We start from the raw sequence: 16,874 nt of genomic DNA on the forward strand, positions 1-16,874 counted from the left end.
TATGCGGTATTTTCGAAACAACGTTTTTTTATCTTGGAGGTAGGCAGAAATGAAAAGGCTATCATTTCAAATTCTTATGTTTGTCCTTTGTATAATTGTTTCTCTTATTTTGTTTTATGTGATGGAGAAGCAAATATATAATCGAATCACAATCGTGAATGACAAACAAGCTGTTTTACAAAAAGTGAATGAATCCCTGCCTACTGAAATGAAAGTTAGGCATGAAAAGTGGGGAGAAATTGTTATAACGGATGAAGTTCGTTTGCATACGATTGTTTCATTCTTTGATCGAATTAGAATAGAACCGAGAGAAGCTAAGGACCAAGAACAAGTATTTACTGGAGAAGTAACGTACTTGAATGGACAGAAGCGTACTTTTGCAGTAGGTGACTTGTTCCAGTACGGGGCTGATATGTACGGAAAGAATGGTACGGATCCAATGATTTCAGCATTTCAAACGTATTTGTTAAGCCTGTATTACACACCAGAACGTATTCATGATTTTTTTGCGTCAGCACAGGATGTCATAGTACGTCAAGGTGATGTAGAACGTGCGGTGAATGTTACGCACATACTTGATTCGATTCGGTATGCAAAGCAAATTACAGATTACGGAGAAATCCAGAAATTATTACAATCACAGAATGAACCGATCGCTTATATTACCGCTTATAAAACTGGTAAGCGTATAAAGAATGAGCGTGAAGACATTCTTACTATTTCTGTGTATCCATCGTATTTTGTTGTGCAATATCTCGGTGATAATAATGGGAATGTCATGTATATGAAAAGCTCCCTCGCAAATGTATTTGTAAAGGAGAATGTGTCATGAGAAAGATAGCCTTTTTCTTCTTTTTGCTAGTAATTGGAGGAGCGATGTCTAGTTGCTCTCGAGATACGACCTCTATTAAATATAATAAAAGTGGTCTCCCTATTTTGAATGATCGTCATCTTGTTGCGTATGTAGCGGCTCGCGAGGAAGTTGGGGAAGCGTTGCTTTCATCATTTTGTAAACCACGCGGCTGTACGTATGAATTTATTCGTCTTTCGACAGAAGAGCTTCTTCGGAGGGTAGAAGAGGAAGCTGGAAATCCGAAAGCGGATATTATTATTGGCGGTACGGTAGACGCGCATCAAATGATGAAGCAAAAAAATCTATCTATTCCTGTTACGAGTCAGCATGCGAACCGTATTTCAAAAACTGTGAAAGATAAAGATGGTTATTGGTACGGTTATGAAGTAGAGAAGCTGGCAATTGCAATCAATAAAGAGCGGTGGAACGAAGAATTAGCCCCGCTCGGACTTCCTTATCCATCAAGGTGGCAAGATTTATTAAATCCAGTATATAAGGGAAAGATTGTTATGCCAGATCCAAATGTTTCAGGAACAGCATATACGTTTTTTCAATCACTTATTGATACTGTAGATGAAGAGGAAGCGAAAGAATATGTTAAGAACTTTGCAGGGCAAGTTGGTGAAGTAACGGTGAATGGTTACATGCCAGTAGAGCTTGTTGCGAGTGGTGAGTATATGATAGGCATCAATTTCATGGGAGATCAGAGAATGCTTCAAAAACAAGGCTTTCCAGTTGTAAGTATCGTACCTGAGCAAACAGGGCTATCTGTTAATGCGATTTCGAAACTAAAGCGTGCACCGAATGGTATTATTGCGGATTTATTTATTGATTATTGTTTATCAGAAGAAGCGGGTCACATTTTAGAAAAGGTTTCGTTTGGCGTACCAACGATGTTTGCGAAGAACGAGAAAGAAATAGAAGGACAGCCGGTTAGAAGAACGAACCAACATATATCAAATAGTGGAATAATCGAGATATGGAATAGACAACGTCTCTCTCAGAAGTGAGAAAAGGAGACGAAAGAATATGTTTAAATGGCTCAAGCCAGCACCTGCAATTGAAAGATTGCCTGCGGATATGATCGACCGTGTATATCGATTACTACGTATTCGTGTGTTAATCGGAATTTCAGTTGGATATGCTGCTTATTATTTAGTTCGTAGTAACTTTACGTTATCAAGTACGTATTTAGTACAAGAATATGGTTTTAGTACAGCTCAAATTGGTCTACTAGGTTCAGTAATGGCAATTGTTTATGGATTTAGTAAGTTCTTTATGGGGAATTTATCAGATAAAGCTTTCGCCCAGCGCTTTATCGCAGTCGGTTTATTCTTATCAGGGCTTGTAAATATTTGCTTCGGTTTTGCATCTTCATTTGGGATGATCGTTACATTACTTGTTGTGAATGGTATTGTACAAGGTATGGGTGCACCTCCTTGTAGTATCGTTATGACGAAATGGTTCTCGAAGAAAGAACGTGGTACGAAAACAGGTCTTTGGAATATTTCACATAACGTTGGTGGAATGCTTGTGCCACCACTTGTCGGAATTGGTGTAGGTATTTTTGGTGAAAACCATTGGCAAGGCGGCGTGTTTATTTTCCCAGCGATTATCGCAATGGTAATTGCAGTTCTTGTTTGGATTAATGCGAAGGATACACCGGAATCAGAAGGTCTGCCTCCAATTGATGAGTATCGTAATGACTATGAAAATCTTGAAAAAGCAGATCATGCTAACAAGATGTCACCAAAAGAAATTTTAATGAAGTATGTAGTGAAAAATAAATTTGTATGGTTCTTATGTATTGCAAATGCATTCGTTTATTTAATTCGTTTCGGCGTTATTAACTGGGTTCCACTTTATTTAACGACAGTTAAAGGTTTCTCAAAAAATGAAGCACATGCGGCGTACGCAATCTTTGAAGGTATGGCAATTCCAAGTTCATTAATCGTTGGTCTTTTAAGTGATAAATTATTTAAAGGAAAACGTATGCCATTATGTATCATTAGTATGGTCGGAGTTGTTATTGGTACGTTTGTATATTGGCAAGCAACTAGCATACTTGTTGTAAGTATTGCAGTTTCTATTATCGGTTGTTTAATTTATGTACCACAATTCTTAATCGGTTTAAGTGCGATGGAATTAGTACCGAAATTTGCAGTAGGTACGACAGTTGGTATGTGTGGTCTGTTCGGTTACGTAGGTGGAAGTCTTGTAGCAAACGCAGCAATTGGTGTTATTGTTGATCGTTCTGGCTGGGATGGTTGCTTCATCTTACTATTAACAGGTGCTATTTTATCAACGATCTTCTTGTTCATTGTTCAACGTGGACATGAAAGCAAAGCGCCTAAAGCAGCGTAATATTTTGTTTGAAAAGCTATCCAATTATTATTTTGGATAGCTTTTCTTATATTAAGATAATCTTTCCTTAAATCTATCTTAAAAGACATAATGTCATATTTCTAATCATTGGAATTTTTGTTACAATATAAATGGATGTGTAAAACTTTGTAAAAAGAATGTAATAATATGTAATTCATTTTCAGAAAGTTTTATACAATTTTTATATTAAACTATTAAGTTATAAAAAGGAGCGAGAATATGGTACCAAATACGGTTCGTACTCCAAACAAGAAGAAGAAATGGATTATTATCGGGGTTATTGCACTAATTGTTATTGTAGCAGCAGTTAATATTTTTGTTATGCAAGGTAAGAAGAAGGGGGCATCAACGTCTGCTGATGCAGTAAGTTTCGAGAAGGTAACGGAGCGTAAGCTGAATAATACGAAGTTAATTTCTGGTCAGGTGAAACCTGGGAATATTGAAAGTTTTTATGCGGATCCGACTAAAGGAAAAGTGAAAGATATTCAGGTAAAAGAAGGACAAGAGGTTGAAAAAGGTGCGAAGTTATTCTCTTATGATAATGAAGAGATTAATCTTCAAATGAAACAAGCTGAGCTTGATCAGAAGATGGCAGATATGCGTTATGATCAAGGGAAGAAGAAAATTGATTCGCTGAAGAAAGAAATTAAGAAAGCGAAAGATAGCGGAGCTGGGAAAGAAGTAACAGATCCGATGGAAGAGCAAGTAAGTGAGTTAGAGATAGCACAAAAGACAACGGATCTTGAGAAAGAAAAAGGGAAGTTGCAGAAAGAAGAATTAAGTAAAAAGCAGAAAGAGCTTACGATTTATAGTAATTTTGCTGGTGTCGTTCAAAAGTTAGATAAGGATGCGGCGCAAAGTTCATCTCAAGCGTTAGGTGGTCAAGGGAAAGCATTTTTACAAGTGGCTTCTAAAGATCCATTCCAAATTCAAGGTACGTTAACGGAGCTTCAAAAATCACAAATTCAAAAGGATCAAACATTTACTGTAACTGCGAAAGCAAATAATAAGAAGAAGTGGACAGGTAAAATTACAGAGGTAAGCGAATTCCCAACGAGTGCAGAGATGGCGCAAGCTGGCGGTATGGGTGAAGCGACTCAAAATATGTCTCAATATACATATAAAGCAAGTCTAGATAGTCAAGATGGTTTATCTCCAGGTTATCACGTTTCTCTGCAAGTAAATTTAGAGAATAAGAAGATGGTTGCTGTTCCGACTAAGAGTATCGTAGAAAAAGACGATGATGCATTTGTTTATGTTGAGGATAAAGGAAAGCTTCGTAAACAAAATGTGAAAAAAGGTTCTACTGATGGAGACTGGACAGAGATTACTGAAGGCGTAACAGTGGGGCAAAAGGTGGTTAAAAATCCTTCCGACGATGTGTATGACGGAATGGAAGTGAAAGAGAAATGATTACGTTAAACCATATTGCTAAAACGTATTATCAAGGAAAATTGGCAGTGCCGATTTTGCACGGTATTAGTTTAACGATTCAGAGCGGCGAGTTCGTTTCGATTATGGGACCGTCTGGTTCTGGTAAATCAACGCTTATGAATATTATCGGTTGCTTAGATCGTCCAACAGAAGGCGAATATATGCTCAATGATGTGAATATCTTAACAGCAGACGAGTCAAAGCTTGCTTTAATTCGTAATGAATATATCGGTTTTGTGTTTCAGCACTTTAATTTGCTGCCGCGTCTTTCAGCAGTCGAAAATGTTGAGCTTCCGCTCGTATATGGTGGCATAAAGAAAGCAGAACGTCGCAAGCGTGCTTTAGAGGCGCTTGGTAAAGTCGGATTAGCAGACCGCGTGCATCATTTACCGAACGAATTGTCAGGTGGACAGAAGCAGCGTGTCGCAATTGCAAGAGCGATCGCGAATAATCCAACGTTCATTATGGCCGATGAGCCGACTGGTGCACTTGATACGAAGTCTGGTGAGCAAGTTATGGATATTTTCACGAAGCTTAATGCGGAAGGTACGACGATTGTTATGGTTACGCATGAAGAGGAAGTAGCAGCGTATTCTTCCCGACGCATTGTACTGCGAGATGGGAAAATTACAGAAGATAGAAGGTGTGCGGTATGAGTTTACTAGATAGTATAAAAATTGCCCTCTCTTCTATTTTAGCTCATAAACTGCGTTCAGCTCTTACGATGCTCGGTATTATTATCGGTGTTGGTTCCATTATTACTGTCGTTGCGATTGGGCAAGGCGGGGAAGCAATGCTGAAGTCGAAATTCGCAGGTTCTGGTGGTAATAATCTTATGCCAATTCAATTTCAACCAGATATTAATGATGAGTTTGCTATGGGTGGATTTGAAATGCCAAAGTTAACGGAAGAGGATATTTTGGAAGTAAAACAAGTGAAAGATGTTTCACACGTTATTACGACAAACCGGAATTCAGAGGTGCTTGACGTAAATGATAAAAAGGCAAATCTGAATGTTATTGGTCTTGATAATGAATATTTTGCAGTTAATAAAGTAAAGGTCGTAAAGGGACGTACTTTAAGTGAATCAGATATTACTCATGCAAATAACGTTGTGATGATTAGTACAAAAACTGAAGAAACGTTATTTAAGGACGTAAACCCAGTTGGACAAATTATTGAGATGAAGGGGCAGCCAATGCAAATTGTTGGTGTGTATACCTCTGATAATGAGTTTATGGGATTTGAAATGGAAGAAGCGCTAATCCCTCTTACGTTATGGCCTGTTTTATACGGGACAGATGAGATTCAAAACATCGCAATTCAAGCTAAAAATGTAGATGATTTAGAAGCAGCTGGGAAACAGGCTGTTGATGTATTAAATAGTCGTAAGCCAAGTGAAATTCCAGGTAAATATGAACTGGTAAACTTAAAAGAATTCCAAGAAAATGTTTCTAAGGTAACTAATATTATGACGATGATTATCGGTGGTATCGCGGGTATTTCATTAGTCGTTGGTGGTATTGGCGTTATGAACATTATGCTCGTATCTGTAACGGAGCGTACGCGCGAAATTGGGATACGTAAAGCACTTGGGGCAACGCGTAGTAAAATTTTATTACAGTTTTTAATTGAAGCAGTTATGTTAACACTTCTAGGTGGTTTGATCGGAATTGGTCTTGGATATGGCGGAGCATATATCGTTTCCACGTTCGCAAAATGGCCACCTCTTGTTTCATGGGAAGTTGTCGTTGGCGGCGTATTATTCTCGATGACACTCGGCATTATTTTCGGATTAATTCCAGCAAACAAAGCTGCGAAATTAGATCCAATTGAAGCATTACGTTATGAGTAATTACTAGTGTAGTAGAACTATACACTACCGTTCTAGTGGGCGGTTCGTAGCCTCTATATGAGGAAGTGAACCGCCCGTTAGAACGGGTTATATAAATAGAAGGAGGCGTTATAATGGAAGCAAATATTAATACGCAAGATGTAGGTTCAAAAAAGCCATCATTATTTGGAATGATTACTTCTCCAGGTGAACAGTTTGAGAGAATGAAGATGAAAAGTCCGGTCTGGGGCGCATTTGTCTTATTTATTTTATTGGGAACGATTATGGCAACAGGTGCAGCATACTTAACATTAATTAATACGCCAGAATTGGCAAAAGAATTGAATGGTGAAGCAGGGGCAATGGTAAAAGGATTTACCCTTGGTGGAGGAGCACTTGTTGGTGTGTTAGGTACGCCTATAGGCCTATTTATTGCAGCAGGTTTTTATAAAATTATTATGATGTTTATGAGCAATGATACTCCGTACATGAAGATATTATCTATTTACTTATATGCTAACCTTGTTTATTATATCGGCGGATTGTTAAATGTAGCATTAGGTTTTGTATTTGATGGAAATGGTGTTGATGTTTATACAAGTTTAGCTCCTTTATTTGAAAAAGGAACAGTGTTACATGGAATTGGCTCTTCAATTGAAATTTTCAATATTTGGAGTTTAGTTCTAACGGGACTAGGGTTACATATTGTAGCTGGCTTAAGTAAGAAACAAGCTACAACATTAATTGTAATTTTCTTCGTTCTAACAGTTGCATTAGGTGTTGTAAAAGGTTTAGCTGGCATTGGTGCATAATATATTTGTTAAAAAAGGTGGCTCTTCGGAGTCACCTTTTTTATTTTTACCCCTATTTCAAATAGCACCAACAAAATTTCAAATTCTACCCATTGTAATTTCAAATTTCAGCGATACTATTTAAAATTACTCATAGTGAATTCCCCTCTTTATTTTTATATTGTGGAGGTACCGGCGGAATAACAAAGAGGTATACCTTTTAGAAGTGGGTACTGTGTGAAGCCAGCGACTTTTAAAGAGGCAGTTGTTTTGTATGAGGGAATGATCGTAAATCAAATAAAGAAGTTAGGGATTTATCAAGATTATGAAGAGTATTATCAATGTGGGTTAATCGGTCTTTGGCATGCGTATGAAAAGTTTGATGCGGAGAAAGGGAGTTTTCCTGCATATGCAGTTGTAACGGTACGTGGTTATATATTAGAGAGGTTGAAAAAAGAATTCACAGTGCAAGAAAAGTGTGTATGTGTAGGAGAGTATGAGGATATCTTTCGTTTTGAAGATATTGAAATGAAAGTGAAGGATTTTATGAGTGTATTAGATGAGAAGGAGAAGTATATTATTTTTGAACGTTTTTTTGTAGGAAAGACGATGGGGGAAATCGCTTTAGAGACAGAGATGACCTATTATCAAGTGAGGTGGATATATCGGCAGGCGCTTGAGAAAATGCGAAATAGCTTAAGAGGATAAATAGTATCATAAGAATGGAAGGCAAGGGATATTGCTTTCCATTCTACTTATTTTGTTAAGGTAGTAAATGTAATAAGAGGTTTTTAAATTGTAGTGAATCTTGCATGTTCATACGTGATAATACATATCCAGCTTTTAATAATTGTTGTTTTAACTTATGGGGACTGATATGTATAGTTGTAGTTGTGCCATTTGAAAAATGAATGGTAGCTTTTTTACTTTTTTTGAAAAACTCTATGTCATCTATATGGTTATAAAACAGCCATATACAGTTTGGAGAAGAAGGAGACTCTGTTGGGAAAGCACAAATATATTCTCGATGATTAATTGGAATCGGGACATTTTGTTTGAAATGAAAGTTTGTTTGAACTGCTTTCCGCCTGCCTTGATAAGTAGAGTGAACATTGGTTAAACAAGATTTTTTTATGAGCTGGAGAGCGGTTTGACAGGAGTAAAGATGGTTCCCACTACTGTCGATCACTTTTGTGTAATAAGAAGGGTGCTTGCAAGGTTCTAACATCATTGTTGAATTAGAAATAATAATAGCATTTTCGTCATTCATAAATTTAATTCCCCCTTTATAAATGATAACAATTCTCAATATAATTATATACGAATTAAGTAAATTGATTGTTAATCTTTTATTTCATATTGTAAATTTTGGCTATTCGTTTACAATCAATAGATGATAGTCTTTCTAATTTGCATCGCTTGTACATATATATGAAAATAGAAAAGAGTAGGCGGTGAGATAGTATGAAGAAAAGGTATATTATTATGGCTCTAGTTGTTGTTCTTCTAGTATATTTAGCAAATAGTAATCCGAGTAAAGGTGAATATACAGATTGGGCAGCAAAGCAGTTTATGAAACGTAATGATGTAAGTAAGAAGCTAGATGAAGTTCAAAAGGAAAATGAAGAGGGTCTCCTTGGCGATTTAGCATCGGCTGGTAAGAAGTTGGCGAAAAAATATGTTGAGCCGCAAGTTGGATTATTAATCGATCATTATACGAAGCGAGATGATTATATATTCTTCTCAACATATAAGACGGAATTTGATATCGGCGGAGAACATTATAAATATGTATGCGTCGGTTTTTCAAAAATCTTTATTCCAATTGAAATGCCGAAGAAAAAAGACGAATCTGCAAAATGATGCAGATTCGTCTTTTTGTCTATAAGGTAATAGGAACTTCAGATACAGTCTTTTCTACGAGACGAGCTCCTTTTTTTCGGGTATTTTCATTAATTGATGAAAATACAGATGAGGCAAGGATCGTATCCATTACTTGATTTACGACTTGTGCATCAATAGGTGTGATCGGCTTCTCGATAGAAAAGACAACTGTTTTTCCATCTTCTTTCGCGAAAATTAATTCTAGTACTTGCATACGTTGTTTCCTCCTTTTTATTTATCTGTAATCAGTGGGGACATCCCCACTGATTACATTGCCACCTTAAAGGTTAGAAAGATCTGATGTGCTAACAAGTTGTACAGCGTGAAGTGGTGATGCTTGTAGAGAAGCTAGAGCACGAGCTACGGTTTGTACTTTCTCTAAGTTTGCGTTTGTTTTTACGCGCTTAAATTGTTTGTTCTTAAAAACTGTTTTTCCATTCTTATCTAATCCATTGTTTAAGACGAGACGTAAAGTTAAATCCATTACGATTGTTTCGACTGCCATGTTTATCACCCCCTTTCACTATATAAATAGGATGCAAATGTCATGTTTTGGCGTGAAATTTATTCTTTTTTTTGGTACTCTTAAAAGAATAAGAGAGGGGTTTCGGAAGAATGAATCGTAAATGGTTATTTTGGATTCCTGTTTTACTATGGATGGGGCTGATTTTCTATTCCTCGGCACAACCGTATAAAAAGCAGGATATGCGTTCGGATATTGAACAATATGTAAATGTGGAGTTTGTGAAAGAGCATTTTTCATGGGTATCTATCGATTACGGCGGTGGTACACCTGTTAGTATTGCAAATAAAGGTGTAGGCGGATTTATTGAGTTTTTCCTTCGTAAAGGTGCTCATTTTATGGTGTTCTTTATGCTCGGTTCATTGACGTATTACGCTTTTCATCGATCAGGTTGTTCGAGAAAAAGGTGTTTTATATACGCTCTCCTTTTCGTTGCGGGATATGCAACATTTGATGAAATTCATCAATGGTTTACGGGCGATCGTACACCGATGTGGCAAGATTCATTACTGGATACGTGCGGCGGATTAACAGGTATTATAATAAGTAATTGGTTTTGGAATAGAAAAAGGAGCTAATCTCGAAAAGATTAGCTCCTTTTGTTTATACACCAAGTAATTCTTTTAGCTCATCTGTAGATAGTTCTGTCATCCAACTATCGCTTGTAATGACGGCGTTGTTTAATGACTGTTTTCTTTCTAACATTTCATCGATTTTCTCTTCAAGTGTCCCCGTTGTAATCAGTTTATGAACGTGAACGAAACGCTTTTGACCAATACGATATGCACGATCTGTTGCTTGATTTTCTACCGCTGGATTCCACCAACGATCGTAGTGAATGACATGGTTGGCAGCTGTTAAGTTTAACCCTGTACCACCTGCTTTTAACGATAAAATGAAGATGTCATACGTTCCGTTTTGGAACTGTTCGATCATTTTGTCACGTTCTTTCTTCGGTACACTACCGTTTAAGAAGAGGACGCGCTGACCGAAATGTTTTTCTAACACATCTTTTAGCATGTTCCCCATACCGATGTATTGCGTGAAGATTAAACAACTTTCATTTTGATCTTTTATATTTTCAATAAGTTCCATGAGCGTGCTCGTTTTCATGGAACGTTCGATAATGTCTTTCGGTTCTGTTTCTTTTAAATAAAGAGCTGGGTGATTACAAATTTGTTTAAGTTTGTTCAGCATGAGTAATATAAATCCGCGTCGTTCAATTCCGCTTAATCCTTCTACATTTTGCAATGTATCTTGAACAAGTTGTTCATATAAGGAAGCTTGTTCACCAGTTAGTGGACAGTAAGCTTTCTGTTCTTGTTTATCTGGTAAGTTTAATGCGACTGTTTGATCTTTCTTCGTACGACGCAGTAAAAACGGCGAGATAAAACGTTGAACTTGTTGGATTTTTCCTTCGTCACGGTCCTTTTCAATTGGTGAGACGAAGCGGCGCTGGAATTGTCCTAAGCTGCCAAGGTATCCATGATTAATGAAGTCGAAAATAGACCAAAGCTCGGCAAGGCGGTTTTCCATCGGTGTTCCAGTTAATGCGATTTTGTGATTTGCTTGTAAGTTTCGCACTGCTTTAGACTGTTTCGTGTGTGGGTTTTTAATATTTTGTGCTTCATCCAAAATAACAGCATCCCAGCATAACGTACTAAGTTCTTCCTCATCAAGCTGAGCTAATGCATAAGACGTTAATACAACATCTGCTGATTGAAGGAAGTCTTTAAATGATTCTCCTTTCGCCCTATTACTTCCATAATGTAACTGAACGCGTAAATTCGGTGCGAAACGCTCAAATTCTTTTTGCCAATTTCCAAGAACAGATGTCGGTGCCACGATTAAGGCAGGACCTGTTTGGAGATTGTTTTCTTTTATATATAGTAAGTAAGTGATCGTTTGAATACTTTTTCCAAGTCCCATGTCGTCAGCTAATAATGCACCGAATCCAAGCTTTCTTAAATATAATAACCACTCAATGCCATGTTGTTGATACGGACGGAGTGTTGCGTTTAGTGAAGAAGGGACATCTACTTTTGGAATATCTCCAATGTGCAATAGTTTTTGGAATAGATCTTCATAATATCCATCTAGTTCAATTTCAATATCGTTAAATGGACTATCCTCTTCTACAATTTCTGTTTCAGCAGTGTTTGATAAATGTTGCTGAAGGACATCTTTCATTTCAAGTCCATACTTATCAGCACGGTTCATGAGCTTTCGTACTTCTTCAATAAAGGCTGGATCTAGTCGCATCCATTGACCATTTATATTGAATAACCGTTTGTTTTGTTCAACGAGTTCAAAAAATTCGCTTTCTGATAAATCAATGCCGTTCGTTGAAATGCGCCAGTCAAAGTTAACGAGTGTATTCATACCGAAGAAAGATTGCGTTTGCGTAGCATTTTGCTTCAGTTGCACACGTAATTTTGGTTTTGTCGCTTTTAAATTTTGCCACCACGATGGTAATAAGATTGTAATACCTGCGGCGAGTAATTCGTTACTTGCTTCTGTTAAGAAGTTCCACGCTTCTGTTTCAAAGAGTTCACTTCGGAATGTATCCCCTTCTTTTAACCACGGTACGAGCTTACTGAATCCTTCTTGTGTTTCAAGAATACGTTCTTCATAATCGTGCCATCGTTTTGGTAAAGAATCGATACTTTCATATACATATATGCGATGTGCCCCGCGCTTTGGTGTAACAATTGTTTCAAGCTTCCACATTTCAAATTCTTCTTGCGGCTCTTGTAGTCGTAGTCCGATTGTAAAGGGAAGGTCATCTTCAATGTAACCAATTTTTCGAAGCCAATCTTCTTCATGTAGTGCTGCGTCTAATTGTCTTTTCGTAAAGTCGTAATGTTCATAAAGTCTCTTTGCATCTTCCCATCCGTCATTTGAACGGTTATCTTGTAATATGCTTTCATTTACTGCAGCCGAGAAAAGAGATGCCAATGTTTCATCTTCGATTGGAGTATTTTGAACTTTCCAAGATGGTTGTTTAGGCCAGCGCTCCATATCAGGTACGAAGCTACCGCTTGTGAAGGCATCCCACAATTCGTTCGCATCTTCCGTAAGTGCTGTAATAGGGCCGTTCATTTGAATACGGGCAAAGGAGTTCATCGGTTTATTCGCGATGTATTCAAATGCTTGTGCGTTTGTTAGCATAACACCTTGTCTTCCTTCAAAGCTTGCTTCTTTTAGAAACGTGCCGTAGAAGGAAGTGGAGTGCCATGTAAATGCATTTCGTTTCCAACTTGTTACGGATAATGGAGTACCGCTATCATCTTCTCCCCAAAGGAACCAACCGTGACTAACGTGCTGGAGCCTAATTGTTACTTCAGTTTGATTGATCATCGATTAATTTTCCTTTCCGTAATTCCTCTTGTAGTGCACGCAGACGTGAATGTAAGTTTGCGATATGAATAATGAAAGCATCCCATTCATCGGTACGCTTTAATCGTTTATATAATGTACGTAATTTCTTTAAGTAACGAACTGCACGTCTATATGATTTGCGATTTCGCTCTTCAATAGCTTCGGTAGCAGCAAGGTGATAAAGAGGAAGGGCTGCTTCTGGTGCTTCCTTCTCAATATCTTTCAGCGGTTCTTTCAAAAGTTCAATTGCTTCAAAACCGTGTAAGAGCTGAAGTTCCGTCCATGTGCGATACTGCTTTTTCGCCAGTACGTATTGTTCATAGTTTGCGAAACTATATGGTAATAGCTCTTGCAAAATCATTTCGAGTCCTGCTTGTTCATTTGTATGGGTTGCATATGTTTCATACATGATGACGAATAAGCGAACGATATCTTTTATGAAAATTGTATTTTCGTGCTCATGTATCGTTTTCTTCACTTGTTTATACGTAAAGGAAAGCCAGTTTTTCGCACGATCCCATTTCATTGCATTTAATAATTCCTCTAACCAATAGAAGTACAGACTTACAACAGAAGCAGGTTGTTTCTTTAGTAAGTCCATCGCTAATCGATCTTCGTCATTTAAAAAGAGTAGATGAGAAGATGCTAATGCTTTGGAAAGTGGATTCATTTTCGTATCGATTCGTTTTTCTTCTTCTTGTAGTTGCTCGTTATTGTGTAACAGTTCACTCCATATGTGACGATAAATAAAGAACCTCTCTTGCGTATAGGCATCGGTGGAGAAGAATACTTCGTGAACGAGACGAGCTGTTTCCTGTAGAATTGATTTAGACTCTGAAGGAATCGATTCTGATTGTAAGTCCCGAACGATGGATTCCACTTTATCTACAAATAAGCGAACGACGTTAACAGGCTGATGATAAGAATACGTTTTATTTGCTTCAAAGTTCTGAATTTCTTCTAATAATTTTTGAAAGCAATAAAGCGCTGCATGTAGCCTGAACAACTCATGTATTACAACGATACGCGGGGCTTTCCGCTCGAGTTTCGTATAGAAGTCCGTAAAAATACTCATAAGAAAATACATTTGTTTATAAGTAAGCCGAGCTTGTTCTTTTTTAAATGAATCATATTCGTTATCAAAATATGATTGCCAACTTTTATAATCCGTTTCTTCAAAAGCTGATGATTGCAATACTTGTCTTGCAGTTCGAATAGGAGGAAGGGAAGGTTTCGTATTATTTTTGAATAAAGTTAATACATCTCCTACTTGCCCGAAACTAGATGCTGCCGATAGTAACACAGCGAGCATATGCTCACACTGCGTTGGTGCGAAGCAATCGCAATAGCTTTCAGCGACGTTACGAATCGGGATATGGACGCTATATACGCTGCCTTCAGCATCTACAGTTCCTGATAGCGTATAGCCATCAAAGTCAACGTTGTAGACAACACCACTACGATATAGGTGCCGAGCTGTAGCGACATGTTCCTGATCAGCTGTTTGCTGTGGATCTAGTCCTTGAACGAACTCATTCGCAATCATCATAATTTCATCTTTCGTAATTGAGTGTTGCAGCATAATATTCCTCCGTACACATATTTCTTTCCTTTACCATTATAAACAAAAAATGCTCAAAACAGAAAAAATGAAATTTAGATTACATTACTTGAAAATCATGGTAATATATAAAATGTTAATTTTGTATATTACTATATATTTATGGAGGGATTAGGTTTTGTCAGATTTACAATCGAAGTTTGGTAGCGGTATGAACAAATTGCAAGAGGGAATCGAGCAAGGGAAGATGAAATTACAAGTAGCTCAAGAGGTTGCGCAATTAAAGAAAATTACGCAAGAGAAACTACAGGCGAAAACGGAAATTTTGCTGGAACTTGGTCAAATGGCCTATATGCAACTCCGCAATGATGAAGTTCGAGTAGATGTGTTAAAAAATATTATAGAACCAGTACAAGAGCTGGATGTAGCTATTTATAATACGCGTAAGCAAATAGCTAATTTACAGAATCAAGGACAGAAAGGGCAATGTAGCTGTGGCGGTCCCTTATCAGTAAATGATAAGTTTTGTGGACAGTGTGGGAAAGAAAATGAGTTACTCCTTCAATCAAAAAATGATGAAAATGAATCATGTACTTCATGTGGTGAACAAATTGCAACAGAGGCTACATTCTGTCCAGTTTGTGGTATGAAGCAAAGTAAGGAGTGAGGAACATGTATTGTAAAACTTGTGGTTTAGAACAATCGGATGTAGCGAATTATTGTACACATGATGGATCAAGTACAGGTAGTGTAGAAAGTGAAGTTATGTTAGCACCGAAAGACTCAAAGTATTGCCGAACTTGTGGAGTGGAAAGTAAAGGGACCGCTACATATTGTGAGAAATGCGGGGATTCCTTATTAGGTATTATAAAAAAAGAAATGAAAACGAGATTACCAGACGAAGGTTTACAATTGCATGTAAGTCCATCTGGAAGCACTTTGAAAAAGGGTTTACTTGGTGGTGGGCTTGCAATTGCATGTATGTTTATAGCCGGTTGGATTGGTAGCTTAGTTGTCGATGCGGCGATTAACGATCTAGTGAGAACGATGCTCACAAAGATGGACGGTATGCTGAATGAGACTACTGTTAATCAATCTTTCATTGGCATAGCACCATTAATTTTAATGTATCATTTAATAGGCCTTGAAGTTAGTGGGAGCGGAGCATATACGATGTCATTTATCCTTCATTTCCCATTGTTCATCTTGTTAGCAATTCCGGCACTTATATTAGGTGGAATTGGATTCTTTGTAGAGAAAAGCAACCCTTCTGCTATTTGGCGTGAGAAGTTACTAACATCGAGTGTCATCGGTATCGTATATGGAATTTTCTTGTGTATTGTTAGCTTTATTGCAGGTTCTTCTACGACAATTTCTCAATTCTATAAAACGATGACAATCAGTATTGGTTATTCACATGTTAGTAGTTTATTGTATGGCATTATATTTGGTTTATTATTTACCTTTATTGGTATGTGTATTCAAGCCGGGCCACACCGTCTATTATCTTCTATAAGTCGAAGTATTCCATATGCAACATCTATTTATTATAGTGTGGTAACTGTATTAAAAGGATTGCTTATTACATTTGGTATTATACTTATTACAATTTTATTTAGCAGTTCAAAGTCAGTGGGACCAATTGATTTTCCAGAGAAAACATATAAAACATTCATTTCATTAGAAGCAACACCATACATGTGGAATATGGCTCACTTTGCTCCAACAGCAATTGAATGGGGAGATATGGATAGAGAAATGAGAAGATACGCAATGGAAAAAGGGCCATTGCATTTATCTTATACGTCAGGAATATCAATAAATGGTACGTCATTAAAAGATTTGGAAATTGCTAACGGAGCTAATCTTCAACGAGTAAAAGAAATTGATGACTTTAATTCCTATATGCACTGGTGGGGGTTATTAATTTTATTACCATGTATTTTACTATTTAGAGCTGGAATGAAATTGGCTCAATATCCGATGAAAAATATGTACGTAACTATCGCTGTGTTTAGTGTGGTGTATACTGTGATGATGCTTTGTGTAAATGGATTGGCCAAAATTCATGTTGAGGCCTCAGGGAGTAAAGAAGTGATGAAAGAATTTGCTGGGATTTCCGGTCCATTGTTTTCTATTCAAAGTAGCGCGCTGTATTTAATTGTAGGTAGTTTTCTTCTTTCTTACGCATTAACATTCGCCGGTATGAAGTTAGGGAAAAAATAAGG

17 protein-coding genes are annotated in these 16,874 nt (G+C 37.3%); 12 read left to right on the forward strand and 5 right to left on the reverse strand.

The window, feature by feature from the left end; genetic code table 11:
• The first annotated feature begins 49 nt into the window (after positions 1–49).
• From BAQ46_RS14845 to BAQ46_RS14880, 8 genes are all read left to right on the forward strand, one after another.
• Positions 50–832, forward strand: a complete 783-nt coding sequence (locus tag BAQ46_RS14845) for a DUF3919 family protein (RefSeq protein WP_071742097.1) — start codon at positions 50–52, stop codon at positions 830–832.
• Entirely contained in the window at positions 829–1,863 is a 1,035-nt protein-coding gene (locus BAQ46_RS14850; protein WP_071742098.1) for an ABC transporter substrate-binding protein, read from the forward strand. The genes BAQ46_RS14845 and BAQ46_RS14850 overlap by 4 nt, the downstream gene beginning before the upstream one ends.
• 19 nt (positions 1,864–1,882) lie before the next feature.
• Positions 1,883–3,217: an MFS transporter gene (gene pgtP, locus BAQ46_RS14855; protein WP_000477605.1), complete on the forward strand. Its 1,335-nt coding sequence runs from the start codon at positions 1,883–1,885 to the stop codon at positions 3,215–3,217.
• A gap of 240 nt (positions 3,218–3,457) precedes the next feature.
• Complete coding sequence (locus BAQ46_RS14860) at positions 3,458–4,651, forward strand: efflux RND transporter periplasmic adaptor subunit (protein WP_000249049.1); 1,194 nt, start codon at positions 3,458–3,460, stop codon at positions 4,649–4,651.
• Entirely contained in the window at positions 4,648–5,328 is a 681-nt protein-coding gene (locus tag BAQ46_RS14865; RefSeq protein WP_000631600.1) for an ABC transporter ATP-binding protein, read from the forward strand. Before BAQ46_RS14860 ends, BAQ46_RS14865 begins: the two co-directional genes overlap by 4 nt.
• Positions 5,325–6,527 (forward strand): ABC transporter permease, encoded by a 1,203-nt coding sequence (locus BAQ46_RS14870; RefSeq protein ID WP_000054372.1) that lies wholly within the window; start codon positions 5,325–5,327, stop codon positions 6,525–6,527. Before BAQ46_RS14865 ends, BAQ46_RS14870 begins: the two co-directional genes overlap by 4 nt.
• A 113-nt stretch (positions 6,528–6,640) precedes the next feature.
• The gene (gene yknW / locus BAQ46_RS14875) at positions 6,641–7,318 is read left to right on the forward strand and encodes a YknW family membrane protein (protein ID WP_061185479.1); all 678 of its coding nucleotides are present in this window, start codon (positions 6,641–6,643) and stop codon (positions 7,316–7,318) included.
• 216 nt (positions 7,319–7,534) lie between these two features.
• Positions 7,535–8,005 carry a sigma-70 family RNA polymerase sigma factor gene (locus tag BAQ46_RS14880; protein WP_000801289.1) on the forward strand — a complete coding sequence of 157 codons (471 nt, stop codon included), beginning with the start codon at positions 7,535–7,537 and terminating at the stop codon, positions 8,003–8,005.
• A gap of 55 nt (positions 8,006–8,060) precedes the next feature.
• Here BAQ46_RS14880 and BAQ46_RS14885 read toward each other — a convergent pair whose 3' ends face one another.
• Entirely contained in the window at positions 8,061–8,567 is a 507-nt protein-coding gene (locus BAQ46_RS14885) for a competence protein ComK (RefSeq protein ID WP_000997432.1), read from the reverse strand.
• A 194-nt stretch (positions 8,568–8,761) separates the two neighbouring features.
• Between BAQ46_RS14885 and BAQ46_RS14890 the strand changes: the two genes are divergently transcribed.
• Positions 8,762–9,160, forward strand: a complete 399-nt coding sequence (locus BAQ46_RS14890) for a DUF4359 domain-containing protein (RefSeq protein ID WP_000747726.1) — start codon at positions 8,762–8,764, stop codon at positions 9,158–9,160.
• A 19-nt stretch (positions 9,161–9,179) separates the two neighbouring features.
• Here BAQ46_RS14890 and BAQ46_RS14895 read toward each other — a convergent pair whose 3' ends face one another.
• Positions 9,180–9,395, reverse strand: coding sequence for a DUF2922 domain-containing protein (locus BAQ46_RS14895; RefSeq protein WP_001197595.1), 216 nt, complete (start codon positions 9,393–9,395; stop codon positions 9,180–9,182).
• A gap of 66 nt (positions 9,396–9,461) precedes the next feature.
• The gene (locus BAQ46_RS14900) at positions 9,462–9,686 is read right to left on the reverse strand and encodes a DUF1659 domain-containing protein (protein ID WP_000257701.1); all 225 of its coding nucleotides are present in this window, start codon (positions 9,684–9,686) and stop codon (positions 9,462–9,464) included.
• Between the two features lie 110 nt (positions 9,687–9,796).
• Here BAQ46_RS14900 and BAQ46_RS14905 point away from each other — a divergent pair, with 110 nt between their 5' ends.
• Positions 9,797–10,282 (forward strand): VanZ family protein, encoded by a 486-nt coding sequence (locus BAQ46_RS14905; protein ID WP_001080713.1) that lies wholly within the window; start codon positions 9,797–9,799, stop codon positions 10,280–10,282.
• A gap of 25 nt (positions 10,283–10,307) precedes the next feature.
• Here the strand turns inward: BAQ46_RS14905 and BAQ46_RS14910 are convergent, their stop codons facing one another.
• Entirely contained in the window at positions 10,308–13,064 is a 2,757-nt protein-coding gene (locus tag BAQ46_RS14910; protein WP_071742099.1) for a DEAD/DEAH box helicase, read from the reverse strand.
• Positions 13,048–14,667, reverse strand: coding sequence for an SWIM zinc finger family protein (locus BAQ46_RS14915; RefSeq protein WP_071742100.1), 1,620 nt, complete (start codon positions 14,665–14,667; stop codon positions 13,048–13,050). The genes BAQ46_RS14910 and BAQ46_RS14915 overlap by 17 nt, the downstream gene beginning before the upstream one ends.
• Before the next feature lie 157 nt (positions 14,668–14,824).
• Between BAQ46_RS14915 and BAQ46_RS14920 the strand changes: the two genes are divergently transcribed.
• On the forward strand, positions 14,825–15,313 hold the full coding sequence (locus tag BAQ46_RS14920; protein ID WP_001281743.1) for a zinc ribbon domain-containing protein: 489 nt from the start codon (positions 14,825–14,827) through the stop codon (positions 15,311–15,313).
• Between the two features lie 5 nt (positions 15,314–15,318).
• Positions 15,319–16,872: a hypothetical protein gene (locus tag BAQ46_RS14925; RefSeq protein ID WP_000271593.1), complete on the forward strand. Its 1,554-nt coding sequence runs from the start codon at positions 15,319–15,321 to the stop codon at positions 16,870–16,872.
• Positions 16,873–16,874 lie beyond the last annotated feature (2 nt).

This window comes from Bacillus paranthracis (assembly GCF_001883995.1).
GTDB classification, from domain to species: Bacteria; Bacillota; Bacilli; order Bacillales; family Bacillaceae_G; genus Bacillus_A; species Bacillus_A paranthracis.

Excerpts from the sequence above, each read along its gene's own strand:
- BAQ46_RS14850 (WP_071742098.1), top strand. The coding sequence starts at position 829 with ATGAGAAAGATAGCCTTTTTCTTCTTTTTGCTAGTAATTGGAGGAGCG.
- BAQ46_RS14900 (WP_000257701.1), bottom strand. The coding sequence starts at position 9,686 with ATGGCAGTCGAAACAATCGTAATGGATTTAACTTTACGTCTCGTCTTA.
- pgtP (WP_000477605.1), top strand. The coding sequence starts at position 1,883 with ATGTTTAAATGGCTCAAGCCAGCACCTGCAATTGAAAGATTGCCTGCG.
- BAQ46_RS14845 (WP_071742097.1), top strand. The coding sequence starts at position 50 with ATGAAAAGGCTATCATTTCAAATTCTTATGTTTGTCCTTTGTATAATT.
- BAQ46_RS14925 (WP_000271593.1), top strand. The coding sequence starts at position 15,319 with ATGTATTGTAAAACTTGTGGTTTAGAACAATCGGATGTAGCGAATTAT.
- yknW (WP_061185479.1), top strand. The coding sequence starts at position 6,641 with ATGGAAGCAAATATTAATACGCAAGATGTAGGTTCAAAAAAGCCATCA.
- BAQ46_RS14870 (WP_000054372.1), top strand. The coding sequence starts at position 5,325 with ATGAGTTTACTAGATAGTATAAAAATTGCCCTCTCTTCTATTTTAGCT.
- BAQ46_RS14890 (WP_000747726.1), top strand. The coding sequence starts at position 8,762 with ATGAAGAAAAGGTATATTATTATGGCTCTAGTTGTTGTTCTTCTAGTA.
- BAQ46_RS14865 (WP_000631600.1), top strand. The coding sequence starts at position 4,648 with ATGATTACGTTAAACCATATTGCTAAAACGTATTATCAAGGAAAATTG.
- BAQ46_RS14885 (WP_000997432.1), bottom strand. The coding sequence starts at position 8,567 with ATGAATGACGAAAATGCTATTATTATTTCTAATTCAACAATGATGTTA.
- BAQ46_RS14860 (WP_000249049.1), top strand. The coding sequence starts at position 3,458 with ATGGTACCAAATACGGTTCGTACTCCAAACAAGAAGAAGAAATGGATT.
- BAQ46_RS14915 (WP_071742100.1), bottom strand. The coding sequence starts at position 14,667 with ATGCTGCAACACTCAATTACGAAAGATGAAATTATGATGATTGCGAAT.
- BAQ46_RS14895 (WP_001197595.1), bottom strand. The coding sequence starts at position 9,395 with ATGCAAGTACTAGAATTAATTTTCGCGAAAGAAGATGGAAAAACAGTT.
- BAQ46_RS14910 (WP_071742099.1), bottom strand. The coding sequence starts at position 13,064 with ATGATCAATCAAACTGAAGTAACAATTAGGCTCCAGCACGTTAGTCAC.
- BAQ46_RS14905 (WP_001080713.1), top strand. The coding sequence starts at position 9,797 with ATGAATCGTAAATGGTTATTTTGGATTCCTGTTTTACTATGGATGGGG.